This window comes from Salinicoccus jeotgali (assembly GCF_055379195.1).
Window position 1 is genome coordinate 2,164,741 of the sequence record NZ_AP043830.1, and the last position, 22,512, is coordinate 2,187,252.

At 48.7% G+C, this 22,512-nt stretch carries 26 protein-coding genes and 1 other annotated feature; of the genes, 2 read left to right on the forward strand and 24 right to left on the reverse strand.

Annotation, left to right across the window (positions count from 1 at the left end; translation table 11 throughout):
- Positions 1-7 precede the first annotated feature (7 nt).
- From rplJ to ACZ43I_RS11235, 23 genes are all read right to left on the reverse strand, one after another.
- Entirely contained in the window at positions 8-508 is a 501-nt protein-coding gene (gene rplJ, locus ACZ43I_RS11125) for a 50S ribosomal protein L10 (protein WP_344703552.1), read from the reverse strand.
- 30 nt (positions 509-538) lie between these two features.
- Positions 539-685: a sequence feature (ribosomal protein L10 leader region), on the reverse strand.
- A gap of 51 nt (positions 686-736) precedes the next feature.
- Complete coding sequence (rplA, locus tag ACZ43I_RS11130) at positions 737-1,429, reverse strand: 50S ribosomal protein L1 (RefSeq protein WP_344703554.1); 693 nt, start codon at positions 1,427-1,429, stop codon at positions 737-739.
- A 76-nt stretch (positions 1,430-1,505) separates the two neighbouring features.
- Positions 1,506-1,931: a 50S ribosomal protein L11 gene (rplK, locus tag ACZ43I_RS11135; protein ID WP_344703556.1), complete on the reverse strand. Its 426-nt coding sequence runs from the start codon at positions 1,929-1,931 to the stop codon at positions 1,506-1,508.
- A gap of 140 nt (positions 1,932-2,071) precedes the next feature.
- On the reverse strand, positions 2,072-2,611 hold the full coding sequence (gene nusG, locus ACZ43I_RS11140) for a transcription termination/antitermination protein NusG (RefSeq protein ID WP_344703558.1): 540 nt from the start codon (positions 2,609-2,611) through the stop codon (positions 2,072-2,074).
- A 16-nt stretch (positions 2,612-2,627) separates the two neighbouring features.
- Positions 2,628-2,804 carry a preprotein translocase subunit SecE gene (gene secE / locus ACZ43I_RS11145; RefSeq protein ID WP_344703559.1) on the reverse strand — a complete coding sequence of 59 codons (177 nt, stop codon included), beginning with the start codon at positions 2,802-2,804 and terminating at the stop codon, positions 2,628-2,630.
- Between the two features lie 18 nt (positions 2,805-2,822).
- Positions 2,823-2,960: a 50S ribosomal protein L33 gene (gene rpmG / locus ACZ43I_RS11150; RefSeq protein WP_344703562.1), complete on the reverse strand. Its 138-nt coding sequence runs from the start codon at positions 2,958-2,960 to the stop codon at positions 2,823-2,825.
- Between the two features lie 37 nt (positions 2,961-2,997).
- Positions 2,998-3,630 (reverse strand): RNA polymerase sigma factor, encoded by a 633-nt coding sequence (locus ACZ43I_RS11155; RefSeq protein ID WP_344703564.1) that lies wholly within the window; start codon positions 3,628-3,630, stop codon positions 2,998-3,000.
- 59 nt (positions 3,631-3,689) lie between these two features.
- Complete coding sequence (locus ACZ43I_RS11160; RefSeq protein WP_344703566.1) at positions 3,690-4,217, reverse strand: NYN domain-containing protein; 528 nt, start codon at positions 4,215-4,217, stop codon at positions 3,690-3,692.
- Between the two features lies 1 nt (position 4,218).
- Positions 4,219-4,956, reverse strand: coding sequence for a 23S rRNA (guanosine(2251)-2'-O)-methyltransferase RlmB (gene rlmB, locus ACZ43I_RS11165; RefSeq protein ID WP_344703568.1), 738 nt, complete (start codon positions 4,954-4,956; stop codon positions 4,219-4,221).
- The gene (locus tag ACZ43I_RS11170) at positions 4,949-5,350 is read right to left on the reverse strand and encodes a Mini-ribonuclease 3 (RefSeq protein ID WP_344703570.1); all 402 of its coding nucleotides are present in this window, start codon (positions 5,348-5,350) and stop codon (positions 4,949-4,951) included. The genes rlmB and ACZ43I_RS11170 overlap by 8 nt, the downstream gene beginning before the upstream one ends.
- Positions 5,343-6,737 carry a cysteine--tRNA ligase gene (cysS, locus tag ACZ43I_RS11175; RefSeq protein ID WP_344703571.1) on the reverse strand — a complete coding sequence of 465 codons (1,395 nt, stop codon included), beginning with the start codon at positions 6,735-6,737 and terminating at the stop codon, positions 5,343-5,345. The genes ACZ43I_RS11170 and cysS overlap by 8 nt, the downstream gene beginning before the upstream one ends.
- Positions 6,721-7,365, reverse strand: a complete 645-nt coding sequence (cysE, locus tag ACZ43I_RS11180) for a serine O-acetyltransferase (RefSeq protein ID WP_344703573.1) — start codon at positions 7,363-7,365, stop codon at positions 6,721-6,723. Before cysE ends, cysS begins: the two co-directional genes overlap by 17 nt.
- Positions 7,366-7,620: 255 nt before the next feature.
- Positions 7,621-9,072: a glutamate--tRNA ligase gene (gene gltX / locus ACZ43I_RS11185; RefSeq protein WP_344703575.1), complete on the reverse strand. Its 1,452-nt coding sequence runs from the start codon at positions 9,070-9,072 to the stop codon at positions 7,621-7,623.
- Positions 9,065-9,556: a 2-C-methyl-D-erythritol 2,4-cyclodiphosphate synthase gene (gene ispF, locus ACZ43I_RS11190; RefSeq protein ID WP_344703577.1), complete on the reverse strand. Its 492-nt coding sequence runs from the start codon at positions 9,554-9,556 to the stop codon at positions 9,065-9,067. The genes gltX and ispF overlap by 8 nt, the downstream gene beginning before the upstream one ends.
- Position 9,557: 1 nt before the next feature.
- The gene (ispD, locus tag ACZ43I_RS11195; protein ID WP_344703579.1) at positions 9,558-10,238 is read right to left on the reverse strand and encodes a 2-C-methyl-D-erythritol 4-phosphate cytidylyltransferase; all 681 of its coding nucleotides are present in this window, start codon (positions 10,236-10,238) and stop codon (positions 9,558-9,560) included.
- Entirely contained in the window at positions 10,235-11,290 is a 1,056-nt protein-coding gene (locus tag ACZ43I_RS11200) for a PIN/TRAM domain-containing protein (RefSeq protein ID WP_344703581.1), read from the reverse strand. Before ACZ43I_RS11200 ends, ispD begins: the two co-directional genes overlap by 4 nt.
- Before the next feature lie 18 nt (positions 11,291-11,308).
- Complete coding sequence (gene radA, locus ACZ43I_RS11205; RefSeq protein WP_344703583.1) at positions 11,309-12,682, reverse strand: DNA repair protein RadA; 1,374 nt, start codon at positions 12,680-12,682, stop codon at positions 11,309-11,311.
- A gap of 208 nt (positions 12,683-12,890) precedes the next feature.
- On the reverse strand, positions 12,891-13,736 hold the full coding sequence (locus tag ACZ43I_RS11210; protein WP_464761327.1) for an IS3 family transposase: 846 nt from the start codon (positions 13,734-13,736) through the stop codon (positions 12,891-12,893).
- A gap of 47 nt (positions 13,737-13,783) precedes the next feature.
- Complete coding sequence (locus ACZ43I_RS11215) at positions 13,784-14,452, reverse strand: transposase (protein WP_344703107.1); 669 nt, start codon at positions 14,450-14,452, stop codon at positions 13,784-13,786.
- An 86-nt stretch (positions 14,453-14,538) separates the two neighbouring features.
- Positions 14,539-16,977 carry an ATP-dependent Clp protease ATP-binding subunit gene (locus ACZ43I_RS11220; protein WP_344703221.1) on the reverse strand — a complete coding sequence of 813 codons (2,439 nt, stop codon included), beginning with the start codon at positions 16,975-16,977 and terminating at the stop codon, positions 14,539-14,541.
- A gap of 3 nt (positions 16,978-16,980) precedes the next feature.
- Positions 16,981-18,009 (reverse strand): hypothetical protein, encoded by a 1,029-nt coding sequence (locus ACZ43I_RS11225; RefSeq protein ID WP_344703219.1) that lies wholly within the window; start codon positions 18,007-18,009, stop codon positions 16,981-16,983.
- Positions 17,999-18,517 (reverse strand): UvrB/UvrC motif-containing protein, encoded by a 519-nt coding sequence (locus tag ACZ43I_RS11230; RefSeq protein WP_344703217.1) that lies wholly within the window; start codon positions 18,515-18,517, stop codon positions 17,999-18,001. Before ACZ43I_RS11230 ends, ACZ43I_RS11225 begins: the two co-directional genes overlap by 11 nt.
- A 4-nt stretch (positions 18,518-18,521) precedes the next feature.
- Positions 18,522-18,989, reverse strand: a complete 468-nt coding sequence (locus tag ACZ43I_RS11235) for a CtsR family transcriptional regulator (RefSeq protein ID WP_344703215.1) — start codon at positions 18,987-18,989, stop codon at positions 18,522-18,524.
- Positions 18,990-19,201: 212 nt separating this feature from the next.
- Here ACZ43I_RS11235 and ACZ43I_RS11240 point away from each other — a divergent pair, with 212 nt between their 5' ends.
- Both ACZ43I_RS11240 and ACZ43I_RS11245 read left to right on the forward strand, forming a co-directional pair.
- Positions 19,202-20,413, forward strand: a complete 1,212-nt coding sequence (locus ACZ43I_RS11240) for a NupC/NupG family nucleoside CNT transporter (protein ID WP_344703213.1) — start codon at positions 19,202-19,204, stop codon at positions 20,411-20,413.
- A gap of 137 nt (positions 20,414-20,550) precedes the next feature.
- Positions 20,551-21,366 (forward strand): metallophosphoesterase, encoded by an 816-nt coding sequence (locus tag ACZ43I_RS11245; protein ID WP_344703211.1) that lies wholly within the window; start codon positions 20,551-20,553, stop codon positions 21,364-21,366.
- A 225-nt stretch (positions 21,367-21,591) separates the two neighbouring features.
- Here ACZ43I_RS11245 and ACZ43I_RS11250 read toward each other — a convergent pair whose 3' ends face one another.
- Entirely contained in the window at positions 21,592-22,470 is an 879-nt protein-coding gene (locus ACZ43I_RS11250) for a hypothetical protein (RefSeq protein WP_344703209.1), read from the reverse strand.
- Between the last annotated feature and the right edge of the window lie 42 nt (positions 22,471-22,512).

A 22,512-nucleotide genomic window follows, 5' to 3' on the forward strand; every position in this document is an offset into this window, starting at 1 on the left:
TAGTTTATTAAGCTTCTTCGTTTTCCTTCTCTTCACCGACAGCTTTAACTGCATAGGCGAAGTTGCGTACTGGTGCTTGCAGTACAGAAAGTAGCATGGACACGAGTCCATCTTTGTCTGGAAGCGTTGCAATTGCTTTGACATCTTCAACCGGTGTGAATTGACCTTCGATGATGCCTGCTTTGATTTCCAATGCTTCATGATCTTTGGCGAAGTTGTTCAAGATCTTCGCAGGCGCGATCACATCTTCGTTTGAGAATGCAATAGCGTTTGGTCCCGTCAGGAATTCATTGATTTCAGTAAGCTCAGCTTTTTCTGCCGCGCGGCGCGTCATCGTATTCTTGTAGACTTTGAATTCGATATTCGCTTCACGGAGCTGTTTGCGAAGCTCAGTCATTTCAGAAACAGTCAGACCACGGTAGTCTACAAGTACAGTAGATACAGAGTTCTTGAATTGTTCTGTGATGACATCGATGTGTTGCTGTTTAGCTTCAATCACTGTTGACATAGTTACACCTCCATATTTATTTGTGTATCCGGTGCAATAAAAAAAGCACCTTTTACCCTCGGCAAAAAGTGCTTGAATTTATATTGAATATCATTCAAGTCTTAATCATTTGCCTCGGTAGGATGGGCTTTTAAGCACGATGGCTCCTACTGTCTTAGGTAGTATTAAAATACAACTGCAACTATACATAATATAGATGCAGTTGTCAATATATACTTTAGGGTCGTTCTAGGCCCTGATTATGCTAGGATCCACTTTGATGCCAGGTCCCATAGTTGAAGAAACTGCAGTGGTCTTGAAGTATACACCTTTTGAAGATGCTGGCTTCGCTTTTGCAAGCGCGTCATGGACTGCTTTGAAGTTCTCGACAAGCTTATCTTCATCGAAGGATACTTTGCCGATCGCTGCATGCACGATACCGGATTTTTCTGCACGGTATTCCACTTTACCTGCCTTGATTTCTTCGACTGCTTTCGTAACGTCCATCGTTACAGTGCCAGTCTTAGGGTTTGGCATGAGACCTTTAGGTCCAAGCACACGGCCGAGTTTACCTACTTCGCCCATCATGTCAGGTGTTGCTACGATTACGTCGAAATCGAACCATCCTTCATTAATCTTCTTGATGTAGTCCTCTCCTACGAAATCTGCACCTGCTGCTTCTGCTTCCTTAGCCTTCTCACCTTTAGCGAATACCAATACACGTTGTGACTTCCCAGTACCGTGCGGCAAGACGATTGCTCCACGGATCTGCTGGTCATTCTTACGCGTATCAATACCCAGGCGGAATGCTACTTCAACAGAGGCATCGAAGTTGACAGTGCTTGTCTCTTTAGCGAGTTTGACTGCTTCTTCAATGCTGTAAGATGCGTTTTGGTCAAACTTCTCAAGAGCTGCCTGATACTTCTTACTTCTCTTAGCCATTTCTATTCCTCCTTGTGGTTATAGCGGGTAATCCTCCCACGTTTGTATTAATACTTTGTTTTCATGTTCAGTCAAATTATTTTTCTATAGAGAAGCCCATGCTTCTGGCTGTACCTTCGACCATACGCATAGCCGCTTCGACGTCTGCTGCATTAAGATCTTCCATTTTAGTTTCAGCGATTTCACGCACTTGCGCTTCAGTTACGCTGGCCACCTTGTTTGTGTTTGGTTCTCCAGAACCTTTTTCAACGTTTGCAGCTTTCTTGAGAAGAACTGCTGCTGGTGGTGTTTTTGTGATGAATGTAAATGAGCGGTCTTCGAATACGGAAATTTCAACCGGAATGATGAGACCCGCCTGTTCTTGTGTACGTGCGTTGAATTCTTTACAGAATCCCATGATGTTCACACCAGCTTGACCCAATGCCGGACCTACCGGTGGTGCTGGATTCGCTTTACCTGCAGGAATCTGCAATTTTACAATGTTGATTACTTTTTTAGCCACGATGTGCACCTCCTCGTTATCGTGATGTGGTCACAGGATGTCAGTTTTCACCCTCCCACTCGCATCTATAAAAAAAGATGGCCGAAAAAATTTCGACCATGATAATATACCACTATTCCATTAAAAAAGCAAGTGAGTTATTACAATTTCTCGATCTGGTCAAACTCCACTTCGACCGGGGTTTCACGCCCGAACATCTCGACCAGCACAGTCAATTTATAGTGCTCTTCATCGATGGAGCGGATTTCGCCCATCTGATTTTTGAACGGTCCATCGACGATGTTGATGGATTCGCCGACTTCGACTTCGAAATCGACGGTGCGTTCAGCCATGCCCATCTGTTTCAGGATGAACTTCACTTCTTCCGGCAGAAGCGGATTCGGCTTACTGCCTGCACCTTGGGAGCCGACGAAGCCTGTAACCCCTGGGGTATTGCGGACGATGTACCAGGACTCATCCGTCATGATGAGTTCGACGAGCACATATCCCGGGAACGTCTTCTTCATTGCCGTTTTGCGCTTGCCGTCCTTTAAGGTCGTCTCTTCCTCTTCAGGGATGATGACGCGGAAAATCTGATCCTGCATGTTCATCGATTCAAGCCGGGCTTCAAGGTTCTTCTTCACTTTATTTTCATATCCGGAATAAGTATGCACCGCATACCAGTTCTTTTCTCCAGACATAGTATCTCTCCTTTGGTTACATTAAGTCTATGAGTGCGGAGATACCCAGGTCCAGCGCATAGAAAAACGCCAGAAAGAATATCACTGTGAACATGACGACCGCTGTATAGCGGACCGTTTCCTGACCGGTCGGCCAGCTTACCTTCTTCATCTCGCTGACAACGTTCTGCAGGAAATTCTTATCATTTGCCATCGGTTGTTTCCTCCTGTATCAGATGGAACTCTTATGAGTCTGATGCCGGTTGCACGTTTTGCAGTACTTCCTGATGGATAGTCTTTCCTTGTGCTCGGTAGTCGTCCTATAATTGCGCGACCCGCATCCAGTGCATGTTAGCGCCACTTTCATCATAGCTCCCTCATTTCAATTCTAATTCACTATACCGATTTCATGCCGTGTTGTCAAATGGCCCTCCTTCCCACCCCTCATGGCTTAGAAGCTCTTTTTTACGCCTGATGCGGTGCAGCGTATTGAGCACCGCTTTCCTGTCCAGTTCAAAGGCCAGACACACATCTTCGATGCTGTGCCCCAGGTCGAGGTGTTGCAGAACTTTCTGCTCCAGAGGTGAACAGATTCCCTTTTTATGCAGCAGGTATTGGAGCTGCTCTTCCTTTACCATCATATTGATCGGATCCGCTTCCCGCTCGCTGCGCTTTGATTCGTCATACATCTTTTCGATGGATGTCCGTTCCCGGCAGCGCCTGAGTCCGTTCGCGCTGGACCTGCTCATCATTTCGAAGCGAAGCGTCCGGTAGAGGTAATGCATATATTTGCCGCGGGTATGGTCATAGCGGCTGCATAGTTTGAGCGCGACTTCCATCATCTCCTGTTCCATATCCTCGCGGTCCTGGAAATGTTCGGAATAGCGGTAGGTCAGCCGCCTGACATATGGTCTGATCCTTTCATCCATTATATCAAAAGCGGCAACGTCACCCCCATCCACACGGCAGGCGAGCTCATCCATGTCATCATCTGTTCCACGCTCACGGATATAAAATTGGTATGCAGTGATATGGTACATGACCGATCCCCCCAGAACTTTATTCAAGAATAAGAGGAATCATCAATATATTCAATATGCTAAAAACGGCCACGCCGCCATTTCTCGAGTTTCGCTTGGACATCCTGCCGGATATCCAGTTTCTGTCTGGGCATTTTTTCGTTAATCGCATCTATTTTTTCACTGATATTCTTTTCAGCTTCCGCCAAGTTCAGCCACATCTCACGGGATGATATCCGGTAGGCGCCGAGGGCAAATATCGCATTCTGTTCAGTCAAGTCACTTGTCACGACACTGATCTCCGATAAGTGGGGGTGGTAATGATCATGCACAAACCGTTCGATGTATTCATCCGCCGTCTCCTTCTCTTTTGTGTAGACCACGGTGACGCCGTGAAAATCACGCACACTCTCCTTCGAACGCACTTCATAGGCATCGAACACACAGATGATTTCCTGATTGACCACCGACTGGTACTCCGCGAGAGCGGCCAATATCTTCTCCCTTGGCAGCTGGAGCGACTGCAGCGACTCTTTATGCAGTTCCGGGTCGGCCCCGAGGAGGTTGTAGCCATCGACGATCAGAATGCGTCTTTTTTTACGTCTCATGTCATTCACGCCCAGCGTCTTGTTTGCGGAACACTTCATACATCAGCAGAGCAGCTGAGACCGATGCATTAAGACTGGTAATATGGCCGATCATAGGAATCTGGACGATGAAATCGCATTTTTCCAGAGTCTTTCTGCTGATCCCCTTGCCCTCGCTCCCGACCACCAAGGCGATATTCATATCTGCTGACATTTCCCGGTAATCCATGTTGCCTCTGCCTTCACTTCCGACGACCCAGAATCCCTGATCCTTCAAGGTATCAATTGTCTGGTTGATGTTCGTCACCCTTACGACCGGCACATGTTCAATTGCCCCGGTGGATGTTCTTGCGACGGTATCTGTAAGTTGGACGGAGCGGCGATTTGGTATGATCACCCCGTCAAAACCGGTCGCATCACATGTCCTGAGTATAGATCCGAGATTATGTGGATCTTCCAGGCCATCCAGGATAATCACGTTTGAACGTTTGCCCGCCACTTTTTCCAGCAGCGTCTCAAGCGCCATATATTCGTGCGGGCTGCCCATCGCCACAACACCTTGATGCCGTTCATCAGTCATACCGTCGAGCTTCGTCTTCGGTACTGTCTGCACGACGATTTTCTTTTTTCTGGCGGCATCCAATATATCCTTGATCTGTCCTTTATTGACGGAATCCTGGATGAACACCTTATTGATCTCCGTTTCTCCCTGCAGGGCTTCCCTTACTGCGTGGCGTCCTGCAATCACTCCATTAGTCATCTTTATCCCTCCCGATTTCCAATATGATGGCCATAAGCGCATCGATCCGGCTAGTGTTGCCGGAAAGATGGAGATGCCCGATCAATGCCTCGAGCCCGGAAGCATTGCGGTAATCCTTTATGGTTGCGTTCTTGGCCCTTGTGGCACTTGATTTATTACGCGCCTTTCTGGCAATGTCCCACTCCGCTTCCGTCAGTTCATTCTTTCGGAGATAATCCAGTGCACGCGCCTGCGCGGAGGCATTTACCATCCGGTTGGCCGCCTGATGGAGCGCATCCGGCTTCAAGTACGGATTGGCAGCCAAAAGGTGGCTCCTCACATAGACGGAATAGACGGCGTCACCCACGAAGGCAAGCGATAAGGGCTGCATCGTTTCAAGCTTGCGATCATCCACGCCTGAACCTCACACCTTCCTTGGTGTCCTCCAGGATGATGCCCTGCGCCTTCAAGTCGTCCCTGATTGCGTCGGCGCGCTTGAAGTCACGGCTCTGCCGCGCCTCATTGCGCTCTGCTATTAGCGCTTCGATGTCTTCATCAAGCAATACTTGTTCTTCTTCCAGGCCAACACCAAGCACTTCGCTGTAGCTGTCGAACGCCTCGATGAAACGCATGAGCGTCTCTTTGCATGTCGTCTGGCGGCGCATGTATTTATTCAATTCCGATGTCAGATCGTGCCAAGCACTGATTGCGTTGGCGGTATTGAAATCGTCATCCATGTGCGCTTCGAATACTTCGAGGTTCTGTTCTATAAGGCGATGGACTGCTTCGTCTCCTTCATTACCCACTGCACTGTCCAGACGTTCCTTAGCCTTCGCATAGCTAGACTGGATGCGTCTGAGTCCATTCTCCGCAGCCTGCACCAGTTCCCTGTTATAGTTTATCGGGTTGCGGTAGTGCACACTGATCATGAAGAAGCGTAGTACGTCCGGATCGATTTCTTTCAGGATGTCGTGGACCAGTATGAAGTTGCCGAGGGATTTCGACATCTTTTCGTTGTCGATATTGATGTAGCCGTTATGCATCCAGTAGTTTGCAAACGTCTCATCGGTCATGCATTCACTTTGGGCAATTTCATTTTCGTGGTGTGGGAACGTAAGGTCTTGGCCGCCTGCATGTATGTCGATCGTATCACCCAGGTGGCGCCTTGCCATGACGCTGCACTCAATGTGCCAGCCCGGCCGGCCTTCGCCCCACGGTGAATCCCACTTTATCTCATTCGGCTTCGCTTGTTTCCACAGTACGAAGTCAAGTGGGTCTTCCTTCTTTTCACCCGCGTCGATCCTCGCGCCAACTTTCAGGTCATCAACCGACTGATGGGACAGTTTACCGTAATCTTCGAAAGAGCGTGTATGGAAGTAGACGTCGCCCTCCGATTCATAGGCATGCCCTTTGTCAATCAGCACTTTGATGAATTCGATGATGTCATCCATATGATCCATGACACGAGGATGCGCTGTGGCCTTCTTGACGTTCAACGCGCCCGTATCCTCAAAGAACGCCTCTATGAAACGCTCCGCAATGACAGGCACTTCTTCTTTCAGTTCATTGGATGCCTTGATCAGCTTGTCATCAACATCCGTGAAATTGGAGACGTAGTTGACTTCATATCCCTTGTACTCCAGATAGCGGCGGACGGTGTCGAAGGCGATGGCAGGGCGGGCGTTACCGATATGGATATAGTTGTACACGGTTGGTCCGCACACGTACATCTTGACCTTCCCTGCTTCGAGCGGTTCGAATGTCTCTTTTCTCCTTGTGAGTGAATTAAATATCTTTATCATTTTCAACATCTCTCCTGAATTCTTTTATTTCGTCCTCCAGTGCACGGATCTTCTCCTGGAGTGGGTCTGGGAGGCTGCTGTGTTCGAAGACCTGTCCCCTCCTTACCCTCTCCCCTTTCTGTTTGACCACCTGGCCCGGGATGCCGACCACTGTCGAGTGTGGCGGGATATCCTTCAGCACTACGGAGTTCGCTCCCACTTTTGAGCATTCCCCGATGCGAATATTGCCGAGCACCTTCGCTCCGGTCGCGATCAGCACGAAATCATCGATGTCTGGATGCCGTTTCTTTTCTTCCTTACCCGTACCGCCGAGGGTGACCCCCTGGTAGATTGTTACATCATTACCGATGCGGCATGTCTCCCCGATCACTGTGCCACTACCGTGGTCGATGAACAGACGCCGCCCGATTTCTGCGCCCGGGTGTATTTCGATGCCGGTGAAGAAGCGGCTGATCTGGGAAATGATCCGGGCCAGGCTGGTGGCGTTCCTTCTATAAAGGCGATGGGCCAACAGGTGGCTCCATACTGCATGTAAACCTGAATAAGATAAGAAGACTTCCCACCTGCTCTTTGCTGCCGGGTCCAGCTCCATAACCATATCGATGTCTTCTTTCATTCTGCTGAACATATGTCATCCTCCTATATTAAAATGGCCTCTGTCCATATATGGACAGAGGCGCATCATGCACGGTTCCACTCTGTTTGCAGCTTTAGCTGCCACTTGAATATTCATATCAACATTACAGAGGGCAGTTCTGATCGATAGACGGTTATCCTTTCAGCAGCCGGATAATCTCTTATTTCCGCTCAATGACCATACTCGGGGTCTCTGTTGTAATAATCATAAGGTATTGATTCACAGGGTGCAACAAGTTTGCTTATTTTATGTCAGCTTCTGAATTCTGTTAAGCGTCTTTTCCTTGCCGATGAGCGCAATGGCGTCCGGCAGTTCCGGCCCACGCGTCTGGCCGGTCACGGCGACACGGATCGGCATGAAAAGTTTCTTGCCTTTATAGCCCGTTGATTTCTGGACATCTTTTATTGCAGCTTTGATCGCTTCAGGGGTGAATGTTTCAAGGTCACTGAAACGGGCATGGAGCGCCGCCATCAGCTCAGGTATATGCTCCTGCGAGATCACTTCGTTGGCCGCCTCGTCAAACTCAATCTCTTCTTTGAAGAACTGTTCAGACAGCGTTGTGATTTCTCCTGCAAAACTCATCTGCTCCTGATACAGGGCAACAAGTTTACGGGCCCACGCCAGCGACTCTTCGGAAGCATTCTCTTCAAGCAAGCCCTCTTTTACAAGGTGCGGCAATGCCATATCAAAGACAGTTTCCGTGTCTTTTTCTTTCATGTACTGGTTGTTGATCCAAGTCAACTTCTGCTTGTCGAAGAATGCAGGTGATTTCGACAGGCGCGTTTCATCAAACAATTCGATGAATGCTTCTTTGGAGAATATCTCCTCTTCCCCTTCAGGCGTCCATCCGAGCAGGGCGATGAAGTTGAAGAGGGCTTCCGGCAGATAGCCGAGTTCTTTATATTGTTCAATGAACTGGATGATGGAGCCGTCCCTTTTGGACAATTTCTTCTTCTCTTCGTTGACTATGAGGGTCATGTGGCCGAATTTCGGTTCTTCCCAGCCCATTGCTTCATAGATCATCTGCTGCTTCGGTGTGTTGGAGATGTGGTCATCTCCCCTGAGTACATGCGAGATTTCCATCATATGGTCATCGACCGCCACTGCGAAGTTATAGGTCGGTACGCCGTTCTTCTTCACAATGACCCAGTCGCCGATGCCGTTTGAATCGAAGGATACTTCACCTTTGACGATGTCATCGAATTTATATGTCTTGTCGGCGGGCACGCGGAAGCGGATGCTCGGTTCCCTGCCTTCATCGATGAAAGCCTGCTCCTCCTCAGGCGTGAGGTTGGCGTGCTGGCCGCCATAGCGTGGCATCTCACTGCGGGCGATCTGCGCTTCCCGTTCTGCCTCAAGCTCCTCTGAAGTCATATAGCAACGGTATGCTTTATTTTCTTTAAGCAGCTGGTCGATGACCGGCTGGTAGATGTGCTGCCGTTCTGATTGGCGATATGGGCCATAGCCGCCATCGCGGTCGACGCTCTCATCCCATTCGAGCCCGAGCCACTTGAGGTAGTGCAGCTGGGACTCCTCGCCCCCTACTATGTTCCTCGAAGTATCGGTATCTTCGATGCGGATGATGAAATCGCCGTCATAGCGGCGGGCAAACAGATAGTTGAACAGTGCAGAACGTGCGTTTCCGATATGCAGATAGCCTGTCGGGCTCGGTGCATACCTTACTCTTACTTTACTCATGGTCATTCCTCCGTTTTTCTATTAATACTACAGCCTCAGAAGCGATGCCCTCGCCCCTGCCTGTGAATCCGAGTTTTTCGGTCGTCGTCGCCTTGATGTTGACGTTGTCCACCGACGTCTCAAGAAGAGACGCGGTAACCTCGCGCATAGCATCGATATGCGGTCTGAACTTCGGCGCCTCAGCCATTATGACGGCGTCGATGTTCCCTATGATATATCCTTTTTCGTGCATCATCCCCACTACTTCTCCAAGCAGCACTTTCGAGTCCATATCCTTGAAGGCCTCATCCGTGTCCGGGAAAAACTTGCCGATATCGCCAAGCGCAAGCGCCCCGAGTATCGCATCGGCAACGGTATGGAGCAGCACATCTGCATCAGAATGCCCTTTAAGTCCGCGGTCGTGCGGGATATCAATGCCGCCGACGATCAGCGGGCGGCCTTCTTCAAATGCATGCACATCAAAGCCGTGTCCAATCCTTAACATGTCATCCCTCCCTTTTATTCATGATGGATTCTGCCACTTTCAGATCTTCCCTGGTCGTTATCTTAATATTATCATATGTCGACGGGGTGACATGGACGCTTACGCCCAACGCTTCCACCATCATTGAATCGTCGGTGACCGACAGTTCGTTTTCCAGTGCATTCCGGTAGGCGGACACCAACAATTCGTAGTCGAACGCCTGAGGGGTGTGGACCGCAACCACCCGGTCACGGTCGATGGTCGCCTCGACGGTGCTGCCATCTATGCGCTTCAACGTATCTTTCGGCTTCACTCCGCAGATCACTGCCTTATGGACCGGCACCGCTTCCTTCAGATGGGTAAGCGTCTCTTTTGAAACAAAGGGCCGGGCGCCGTCATGGACGAATACGTAATCTGCCGGTTCAATCGCGCTGAGCACGTTATATATGCTGTGCTGCCGCTCTTTCCCACCTTCGATTATGCCCCTGACTTTTGTGCATCCTGCCAAGATCTCATGGAGGGTGTCGATTTCATTCTTGCGGCCGGCAAGATAAATGGCGTTGCAGTCTGGGTCCGCCTCAAATTTCTCCACGGTCATGCGTATGACCGGCGATTCACCGAGGGGGATGAAGATCTTGTTATAATCCGTGTTCATCCTGCTTCCCATGCCGGCAGCCGGGATGATTACTGTGTATTTCATCATTTCCTCACTCTCTTTGCAAACACGATACGTCCTGAATTGGTCTGGAGCACACTGACGACTTCCACGGTGATGGTTTTGTTGATGTCTGCCTTGCCATCTTCAACGACCACCATTGTACCGTCTTCCAGATATCCGACGCCCTGGTTTTCTTCCTTGCCCGTCTTTGATACGAGCAGGCTGAACCGATCCCCTTGGATGACGGCCATTTTGATGGCATCGGAGAGCTCATTTACATTGAGTACTTTTATCTGGTGGAGCTGGCACACCTTATTAAGGTTATAATCGGTCGTTATGATGGCACCTTTTTCAGCCTTTGCAATTTCAATCAGCTGGTGGTCTACATCAAGCTTGTCATACTCGACGTCCCTGATTTCAACCTCGGCCGCATTCTGCTTCTGCAGGGCATTCAACATATCCAGGCCCCGCTGCCCCTTATCACGCTTGATCGGGTCGGTGGCGTCGGCGATCAATTGGAGTTCGTCAAGCACGAATTGCGGGATGACAAGCACACCTTCAATGAAGCCGGTTTTTGCTACATCCACTATTCTACCATCTATGATCGCACTCGTATCAAGGAATTTTTTATGGTTCCTATATTCTTTTTCTTTAGATTTAGAGAAGTTGCCCGGCAGGAAATCAAGCACCTCGCCGAATTTCTTGAGCCCAATCTGAAACCCGAGGTATCCGAGGATCACAGCCACTATAAACGGGACGATGTCGCGGACTATGGGAATGTCCATGGCATTTATCAAAAGGGATATCAAAACAGCAATCAGCAGTCCGATAAGCGTCCCCAATGTAGCGGATACAATCTCTGCAAGACTCCGGTTCAAGATGAGGCCCTCGCTCCGTCTTATGAGACTTTCGACTTTGGGGAGGGTCCATGAGAAGAAGACGAGAAAAAGAAGCAGACCCGAAAGCCCGAAGACGAGCACATTGTCCAAGATGAGCGGAACGTCCCAAGGCAGAATTTGAAATATTAAAGGCATCAGCCAGACACCTAAGGAAATCCCGATCAATACATACAATACATAGAGCAGGTATCGCAACATAACCATTCACCTCCTGTTTTATTTGGATATCGCCATCTTCAGGGCATCCTTCAGATTGCGCACACTTACAACTTCTATACCATCCGGCACATTCAAGCCACTCATGTTGGAAGCTGGGATGACGGCGCGGTTGAAGCCAAGCTTGGCAGCCTCCTGCAGACGCTGTTCTATTTTGGTGACCCGCCTGACTTCGCCGGTCAATCCGACCTCTCCGATAAAGCAGTCGTCCCCTCTTATCGAGGCGCCCTTGAAGCTCGAAGCGATGCTGACGACGATGCTGAGGTCGACTGCAGGCTCATCGAGTCGGACGCCACCGGCCACTTTGATGTAGGCGTCATGCTGCTGCATAAGCAGCCCTTCGCTTTTCTCGAGCACCGCCATGAGGAGTGATAGGCGGTTATGGTCGACGCCGGTCGCCATGCGTCTTGGGTTGTGGAAATGGGTCGGCGTCACAAGCGCCTGGACTTCAACCAACAGGGCGCGAGTACCTTCCATGGTGGCCACGATCGCTGAACCTGGTACATTCTTCGAACGCTCTTCAAGGAATATTTCAGAAGGGTTGAGCACTTCTTTGAGGCCTTCATTCTTCATCTCGAACATGCCCATTTCATTCGTCGATCCGAAGCGGTTTTTGACGGCACGCAGCATCCTGTAGGTATGGTGCTGATCCCCTTCAAAGTAAAGGACCGTATCCACCATATGTTCAAGCAGCCGCGGGCCGGCAATCTGCCCATCTTTCGTCACATGCCCGACGATGAATGTTGCGATGTTGCCGCTTTTGGCGATATTCATGAGACTTTGGGTACATTCCCTGACTTGCGCCACACTGCCCGGGGCGCTCGTCACATCCGGATTGAAGATGGTCTGGATCGAATCGATGATGAGGAAATCGGGGTCCAGCCGCTTTATTTCGTCGTGGATGTAGTAGAGGTTCGTCTCGCTGTAGACATTGAGGTTGTCGCTTGATTCCAGCAGACGGTCCGCCCGAAGCTTGATCTGTTCTGTCGATTCCTCGCCTGAAACATACAGCACTTCGTGTTTCTCGGATAGGGCGAGGGCCGTCTGCAGCAGGATGGTCGATTTGCCGATGCCCGGGTCCCCGCCGATCAGAATCAATGAGCCGTTCACTACGCCCCCGCCGAGCACCCGGTCGAACTCGGGACTTTGCGTCTTCGTCCTTGGCGTGTGGCTTTTCTTGACCCGTTCAAGTTTCTGGCTGCGTTGTCTGGTGTCGGATTCCACCTTGCCGAAAGTTCCCCTGCCCTTTGTTTCCTTATGGACGATCTTTTCCTCCATCTGGTTCCAGGCACCGCAATTCGGGCATCTGCCCATCCATTTCGGCGATTCATGTCCGCAGGCCATGCATTCAAAAACATTTTTCGCTTTCGCCATATATAAGCCTCTCCTGTAGTTCGATTTTATTATTATATAGTGTATAACTATTACATGTAATTTTAAAGTGGTAGCCATCAGAACCACCATTCTGGATAGAATATGAAGAAAAAGGCCGGGCGGTGGATCTGATCTGAACCCTACCAAGTTGACAGATGAAATAATATAAATGTTTCCCGCCTGAGAATGGAGATTCTCAGGCGTTTTTCTATGCCGCCAATGCCCTGAATTCCAGCGGACTCAATCCCTTGAATTTGTGTTGCGGTCTGTGGTGGTTGTAAAACTCAATATAGCGTGTAATGTCTTCTATAATTGTTTGATAATCCGCATAGTACTTCTGCTTGCGTCTGATGTGGAACCGTTCCGATTTGATTTTTCCCCAGAATGCTTCAATCGGGCCATTATCGATGCATCTTCCGACGCGGGACATGCTTTGTTGAATCTGCTGGGCATCCAGAATCTTTTTAAAGCCGTAGGAGGTGTACTGGAAGCCACGGTCACTGTGCACAAGCGGCGTTGCCTGCGGGTGCTTTTGAATCGCAGAAGTGAATGTATCAAAAACAAGCTGATTATTGTTTGAACGGCCGAATTTGTAGGCCACAATACTGTTGTCGTACAGATCGATGATCGCGCTCAAGTAGGCTTTCTCTCCGTTCAGCGCTTTGAATTCAGTCACATCGGTGAGCCATTTCTCATTCACATGGGCTGCGTGGAAATCTCTGTTCAATACGTTCTCAGCGACCTGTTGCGGTGTGTGGGGGACGTATTGTTTCTTTTTGATCCGGGTCACCGATTTCAAGCCCATCCGTGTCATCAGCCGATAGATGCGTTTCCTGTTATACCCCGTCCTCAAGGCTTTGTTGACCGCATGGCACATCTGACGATAGCCATAGATGCCGTCCGTTTCAACATAGATTTCGGCAATCGCACTGGCCACTGTGTCATTCTCTGCTTCAGCGTGTGGCACGGGGCGTTTCTGATATTGATAATACGCTTGTCTTGAGATGCCTGCCGTATGGCATAATTCAGAGATGGCATAGCCTTCATTATGCAACGTAGTGATGGCAGTGTGGAGCGTGTGACTGGGAACCCGGCTGTATTTTAATCCCTCTCGAGTTCCTCCAACTTTTTTAGCAGGGCGTTCTCCACCTCAAGCTTTCGTTTATCTGCTTTGAGCATGGAAATTTCTCTGTTCAAGCGGTCCGTCTCAGTGAGCTGGTCTTCTGATTTTCCTTTTCCGCGTCTGTCCTCAAGGCCGATTTCACCATATTCCTTGTATTTCACAATGATATTCCGGGCCTGCTGGTAACTCACCTCAAATCTTTCGGCAAGTTCACGATAACTGATATCCCCCTGTGCATGATACTGCGCAATCTCAACCCGTTCTGCGTACGTTGTTTTCCGTCCCTTGGTCAATGGTGAAGCTCCCTCCCGCGTCGTTCTTATTTCTTCACCATTATTGTAACGTATAATCCAATTCCGAACAGTTGTTTTCGACGGTATGTCATATTTGTGTGCGAGTTCGTGAGTGGAGATCATTCCATTCATATATTCTTTTGCGACCATTTTTTTAAAGCCGCGGGTATATGTTCTATGCCTGTCCCGTTTCTTTAATCCCTCAGCACCATGCTTCTCATACTTTATCCGCCACTTTCTAAGTGTCTCAACAGACACCTGATGCTTTGTGGATATATGGCTTGGACTGATGCCTACCCTCAATTCCTGAATCATTTTCAGCTTTTCTTCAAATGAATAATATTTGTCAGTCATAAAAGAACCCCCTCCAGGTTTACAGATGTTTTATTTCATCTGTAAACCTGGAGGGGGTCAAATCAATCCGCCCGGCCTTTATGCATCTATTCCGCCGCCACTGCGTCTTTAGTTTTTACGTCGAATTCATCATTTTTGTAGTCGATCGTGACGACTTTGCCTTCAAGCTCTTCCCCAGATAGGAGGGACTCGCTGAGACGATCCTCAATGTGACGCTGTATGGACCGTGCAAGCGGCCTTGCGCCGTATTCCGGATCATAGCCTTCGTCAGCGATTTTCTCTTTGGCCGAATCCGTCACTTCAAGATGGATATCCTGGCCGCTGAGACGGTCTCTCAGCTGATCGATCATAAGTGAGACGATCTGTTTGAGGTGTTTCTTCTCGAGGCTGTGGAAGACGATGATGTCATCCACACGGTTGATGAATTCCGGACGGAATGTGTTTTTGAGCTCTTTCATCATCGTGCTTCTGATCGTATCGTAGTCCTGGCTATCGTCTGTCGTGCCGAATCCTACGAACTTGTTGTCCTTGAGTTCCTGGGCGCCGACGTTCGATGTCATGACGATGATCGTGTTGCGGAAATCGACGGTGCGGCCGTTCGAATCGGTCAAGCGGCCATCATCCAACACTTGCAGAAGCATATTGAAGACATCAGGGTGGGCCTTTTCGATCTCGTCAAACAGGACGAGGGAGTAAGGTTTTCTCCTCACTTTTTCCGTCAGTTGCCCACCATCATCATAGCCGACGTAGCCAGGAGGCGAACCAACGAGACGGGAGACGGAATGCTTCTCCATGTACTCACTCATATCGACGCGGATCATGGCTTCTTCCTCACCGAACATCGATTCACTGAGGGCACGGGCAAGTTCTGTTTTACCCACACCTGTCGGACCGAGGAAGATGAAGCTTCCGATCGGACGCTTAGGATTCTTCAAGCCTGCACGGGCACGTCTGACCGCTTTTGAAATGGAGGCCACTGCATCTTCCTGGCCGATTACACGGTCATGCAGGATGCTCTCCAAGTTCAGCAGGCGCTCTGACTCCTCTTCTGCAATCTTGGCCAGCGGTATGCCGGTGATGCCGCTGATGACCAGTTCGATGTCGCTCTTTTCAACGGATTGAGAAGCCTGGCCCTGTTCCTTCTTCCAGTCATCCTCGCGTTTTTTGAGTTCTGCTTCAAGTTTGCTCTGCTTGTCCCGGTAGCTTGCCGCCGCTTCAAATTCCTGGCTCTGCACCGCGGAATCCTTTTCTTTCTTGACGGCTTCAAGCTTACTTTCAAGATCTTTCAGATCTGGAGGGGAGGTATAGCTTCTGAGCCTCACTTTAGAGGATGCCTCGTCAATCAGGTCGATCGCCTTATCCGGCAGGTACCTGTCCTGTACATAACGGTTACTCATGATCGCCGCCGCTTCAAGCGCCTCATCTGTGATTGTGATCCTGTGGTGCGCTTCGTAGCGGTCCCTCAGTCCTCTAAGGATGAGGATCGCATCTTCAACACTCGGTTCATCCACCTGGACAGGCTGGAAGCGACGTTCCAATGCCGCGTCTTTTTCTATATGCTTACGGTATTCTTCGAGCGTCGTGGCACCGATGCACTGCAGCTCACCACGTGCCAGTGCCGGCTTCAGGATATTGGATGCATCGATTGCACCTTCTGCGCCGCCCGCACCGATCAACGTATGGAGCTCATCGATGAAGAGCACGACGTTGCCGGCCTTATGGATTTCGTCCATCATTTTCTTCATGCGCTCTTCGAATTCACCGCGGTATTTCGTACCCGCAACGACCGTACCCATATCCAATGACATGATACGCTTATCCTTCAGCGTCTCAGGCACTTCATTTTTGACGATGGCCTGTGCCATCCCTTCAGCGATGGCTGTCTTACCGACACCTGCTTCACCGATCAGGACAGGGTTGTTCTTAGTCCTTCTGCTCAGCACCTCGATTACACGGGTGATCTCTTTGGAGCGTCCGATTACCGGATCGAGCATCTCATCACGTGCGATCTGCGTCAGGTCCCGGGCAAGGGAGTCGAGCGTCGGTGTATTGTGATCTTTCTTCAGATTGTCCTTTTGCTGGAATGCGTCCGGATTGCCGAGCATTTTGATGACGGCCGCCCGCGCTTTTGTGATGTTCAAGTCAAGATTGGCCAGCACGCGTGCCGCCACACCTTCGCTCTCCCTTATCAGGCCGAGCAGGAGATGTTCTGTCCCGACGAAATTATGGTGGAGCTTACGTGCTTCGTCCATAGACAGTTCGATCACCTTTTTGGCTCTCGGCGTGTAATGGATGGAAGACGATGGTTCCGTCCCTTCGTTGATCAGGTTGAACACTTCTTCTTTGACCTTCTCTTCTGTGATGTTGAAGGAGACGAGCACTTTTGCCGCGATGCCCTCATTTTCCTTCGCAAGCCCGAGCAGAAGATGTTCTGTCCCGATGTTCGAATGCTTGAGGTTGATCGCTTCTTCCTGTGCATACGCCAATACTTTCTGTGCACGTTCTGTCAGTCGTCCAAATAGCATACTTTATTCCCCTCCTATTAAATATCTCATCATTGTTGCACGCTCTTCTTCAACAGCCTGCTCCAGTGATGTGTATGTGCCTTCTTTATCATTCAGACGCATTTTGATGAATGCCGGCTGGATGAGTTGAATCCATTTCTGGAAATGAAAATGTGGGTGTTCGATCAGACCGAGGTCGATTCCGAACTTGATGTCGCTCAAGCACTTCGCCGCCTCGTTCAAAGACAGCTTATAGGCATGTCCCAAAAGGCCGAGCGAGCGGTGGACCGCATCTTTTACGTCCAGGAGATGTTCATCTTCAAGCCATGAGCGCATCTCAAGTTCCTCTTCGATGATCCTCTGCTTCAGTTCATCCAGGGTGGTGATGATCTCTTCCTCCGTCTGCCCGAGCGTCAACTGGTTGGACAGCTGATAGATATGGCCGAGCGGTACGGAACCCTCTCCATATATTCCCCTTAATACGAACCCGAAACGGCTCAAATTTCCAGCCATGCGCTGGATGCGTTTGCTTGAAGTGAGTGCCGGGAGATGCAGCATCACAGACGCCCGGAGACCTGTGCCGACATTCGTCGGACATGCTGTCAGATAACCGTACCGCTCATCAAAGGCGTAGTCCAGTTCGTGTTCGATCCGGTCATCTATATCGTTGGCCTTCCGGTAGATGTCCATCATGGACTGGCATGACCCCATCGCCTGGATGCGCAGATGGTCTTCTTCATTCACCATGACGGAGATCGACTCATCTTCACTGGTGTAGTTCTTCAGTCCTTGCTTGGTGAACAGCGGACTCACCAGATGCTTCTCGACAAGCAGCGCCTTGTCCTCAAATTTAAGGTCCGCCATATCCTTCTGGTCATACCCTTCAAGTACCCCGTCCAGAAGCTCCAGGATCTGCTCGATCCCACTGCTGTTCTGCATCATATGGGGGTAGGGGATATGGTCGATGTTGCGTGCCAGGCGGATGCGGGTCGACATTTCGACCGGCTGCTCTTTTACATCATGCATCCATGGGCTGATGTTTTTATATTCCATCGTCTTCACCCGCCTTTTCCAAAGCGCGTATCTCATCTCTGACGACGGCCGCTTCCTCGAATTCCTGGGTATCGATGAGCGCCTGGAGCTTGGCTTTCAACTGCTCCATCTTACGCTTCGTCTTCAAGTATTCCTTCGACTTCTCCGGTATCTTGCCGACATGCTCAGTCTGGTTGGCCTGCACACGGGCTACGATATCCGGCAGACGTGCCTCGAATGTGCGGTAGCAATCGGGACAACCGAATTTCCCGGACTGGACGATGCTGTTCAATGTCGATCCGCAAGTGCTGCACTGCAGCGTTTTTTTCTGCTGCTGATGCAACGCAGGCTGTTGGGACAGAGATTGGAGCAGTTTCTGGATGTTGAAGGTGTCATCCGGATAGCTGAAATCATTCTCGAATGAGGCATTGGCACATTGTTCGCATAGGAACCGCTCGCTCTTCTCCAGTCCATCGCCTTTCGATATATGGATGCTTGCTTCCCTTTCGTTGCATGACTCACACTTCATTCCATCACTCCTCACTGTATAGGATGACATCCATCACCCTCTTGAGTATCTTCGCCCGCAAGCGATCCCGGTACGGCAGCTCGAGCATCAATGTCTCACGGTCCATTACAGCACTTATGATCTTCGCCTCTTTTTGCGTCACCACTTCGTTTTCATACAACGACTGGATGATATGTTTGGCATTCTGCTGCGACAGTTGCTCCCCGACCAGCCGCTTCAGATGGGCAAGGTATTCCGCTTTGGAATGCGTCTCGACTTTAGTGATCCGTATATACCCGCCGCCGCCTCTTTTACTCTCCACAGTGTAACCGTGCTCGTTGGTAAAGCGCGTCTTTATTACGTAGTTCAGCTGCGAAGGCACACAATCGAACTTTTCTGCGATGTGCGCACGTTTTATTTCGACGACCTCAGTGCCGGACTCCTCTATCAGCTTTTTGAGGTACTGTTCAATTATATCTGACATGTTACGCATTTCATCACCTCTTTTGACCTTCTTTGACTTTGATTATATAGGCTGTGAATCAATATAGCAAATGGAAAGTTTCATGGATTCGCCCTTTATTTCTGTAAACGTTTGCATTATAATTAACCAGGATACATATCCATCGTTCCAGACGCATACAGTCATTCATTCAGACTACGGTAATATAATGGCTTAAAAAATAACTCTACGAGGTGAAAATATTGAATATTCTAATGGGAATAATCGGTATCCTGTTTACATTCTTCCTGGCTTGGCTCGTCAGCAGCAACCGTAAGCTTGCGTTCAAGAAATGGAAGAACATCGTAATACTGCTTGCGCTCCAATTGGTTTTTGCATTTATCCTCCTATCCACCGGCGCAGGCCAGTTCGTCATAGAAGGTCTGGCCAATGGGTTCAACGCCCTGCTCGGATTCGCAGCTGAAGGGGTCGGCTTCGTCATGGGCGACTTGATGGTAGGGGAAGATGGCGGCGTCGCTGACGTGTTCTTCTTCAACGTCCTGCTTCCGATCATCGTCATCTCCGCCCTGATCGGTATACTGCAGTATACGAAGATCCTGCCACTCATCATCCGCGGGCTCGGCATACTGCTTACAAAAGTGACCGGAATGGGTTATCTCGAGTCCTACAACGGAGCTGCATCCATGCTCCTTGGACAATCAGAAGTGTTCATTTCATTGAAGAACCAATTGCCGCACCTGCCGAAACACCGTCTCTATACGCTCTCGGCACAGGCAATGAGTTCAGTATCACTCTCCATCGTCGGCGCCTACATGACCATGCTCGATCCGCAGTATGTCGTAACGGCGATCGTCCTTAACCTGTTCGGTACTTACGTGATTGTGCACATACTCAATCCATACGACGTAACCGACGCTGAAGATGAGGCCGATGTCGATGACAATCCGGATGCCGGCAAATCATTCTTCCAGATTCTCGGCGACTACATCATGGACGGTGCCAAAGTCGCGATGACCGTTGCGGCCATGCTGATCGGTTACATCGCATTGATTGCGATTCTGAACCAGGTCTTCCTGCTCATCCCGGGCATGGAAATCACCTTCCAGGACGTGCTCGGCTACATCTTCATGCCGCTCGCATTCCTTATCGGAATCCCTTGGTCTGAAGCGCAACAGGCAGGTAGCCTGATGGCGACAAAACTCATCACAAATGAGTTCGTGGCCATGCTCGACTATACCGCGATAGCAGATGATTTCAGCAGAAAATCACAGGCGATGATTTCAGTATTCCTTGTGTCATTCGCCAACTTCTCAAGTATCGGCATCATTGCAGGCTCTGTTAAGGGACTGCATGATGGAAGCGGCAATAAAGTCGCCACCTTCGGCTTGAAGCTCGTCTACGGGGCATCCCTCGTCAGTGTGCTGACAGCTGCGGTAGTCGGTATATTCGCTTAATAGACATAATTTATATGCATACAAAAGAGGCAGGCCATATGGCCTGCCTTCTTCATTTCCATGGGTACTTCAGTTGACTTTGGTTGAGGAATTACCTGATACTGCCTATGAGATAAAAATTTGATGGAGCGATTAATATGAGAATAGGCATCATTGCAGATCTGCATATCGATCGTAGGCAGACACGCTATACAATCCAGGATTTTGAACATGTACTGACACAGGAAATCCACAAACAGAAAATAGAACTGCTGCTCATTGCAGGCGACATAGCCAGCGATTACCGCATCACCCTTGAGTTCGTCTATACGCTTATGGACAGGACAGGGATTGATATCCGCTTCGTCCCCGGCAACCATGATTACTGGCAACCCGAAGCGGGCAATATATCCACCCCCGAAATCCATCAGCTCTATAAGGAAGACCCAACCAGCGTGATAGACGCCCCACTGATTATAAATGACCAGTGGGCCATCGTCGGCAATAGCGGATGGTATGACTATTCCTACGCAGACCCGAGGTTTTCCCGGGAAAAGATCGCAACGGGCAAGTTCTCCGGCGGCACCTGGCAGGATAAGATCCGCGCCAACTGGTCAATGGACGATCCGGCGGTATCGAAAGCATTCGCTGAATCCGCAAAACAGGACCTCGAACGCGTCGGCGACCGCAACATCATCCTAATGACGCACGTCGTCACCCATCCACGATTTGCAGTCCCTACACCCCACCGCCTATTCGACTTCTTCAACGCATTCATCGGCACATCCGACTTCGACCCACTCTACAGAGAATTCCCCATACGCTACAGCATCATGGGCCACGTCCACTTCCGCCACCAGATCACAGACGGCGGCATCCATTACATCTGCCCATGCCTCGGCTACCAGCGCGAATGGCGGACCGATGATCTGGCTACGGAAGTTGCGGACGCTTTGACGGTGATAGAGGTGTAGAATAATTCAAAAATGATTAAAGCGAGAGAGAATAAAGAAATCATTCATTTGTATAGATAAATTATAGTATTTTTCAATATCGGGTGGGATTTATGTTTGATAATTCAAGACAATTTAAACTCAATCTTATTAAATAGTACAGTTAAAATGATATAAATAACGTTCTTACCTAATTTCTAAAATATATTATCTAGCCCTTTCTCTTCCCTAGAGCATAATCCTCTATTATATATGATCATACAATATTCGATTATGCTCAGAGTACCAAGAAGAAGGATGATTTGAATAAAAAATTTTAGCTGAAGTGAAATTTTTTTTAATTTCTGTTGATATTAAATTTCTTATATTGACATCTAAGCCATTCAATATATCTATCTTAGATTGCTTTATTCTGCATTCTTCTTTTAGAAAATTCATAGTAAAATCACGCTTTTTATTGGTATTGTATCCAGTTTTTTTATTATCCAAAGGATAATGCTTTCCTCTAGTTGAACAATTAATAATTATAGTTGGATCAAGTTTTTTTACCCTTTCAATAAAGTTACATTTATAATATTCATCATTGCAAAACCAAAGTCGAGCCCACACCCTATCTCTATAAAAATATGTGTTAGCACCTAAACTGCATTGGTTTTGAATGGAATTAATTAGAGATACTGAATAATCGCCCGGAGGTAAATTGCCACTTTCTTTTTTAAAAATTTCACTTTTTTTAAGAATTTCACTAAAATATTTTTCAAAGAGTCTACCTGTCTGACCATTAGCTGGTCTAGCTTTTAAAAAACCTTCGTCTCGACCAAAAACCTGTAACTCTTTTTCGAAAAATTCTTCTGTATGAGGACTCTCTAAAATTATAGCTATTTTACCATTGTATTTAACGTTTTGTTCTTTACAATACCTATCATGATCTTCTATTTTCACAAACGCAGTTTTGTAGTTTTTTCTAACTTCAAATCTCACGTCATCTCCGCCATCTCTATTAATACTCACAAAACCTATTAATTCATCAAGGCAAATTTTATTTCTCCATTCTTTACTCATTAAATAATCTCGATAATTTATTGATATTATGTTATTACATCTTTCGTTATATTCATTATTCATTTTTATCCTCCTGAGACCGTCAATAATTATGTGTAAATAGAT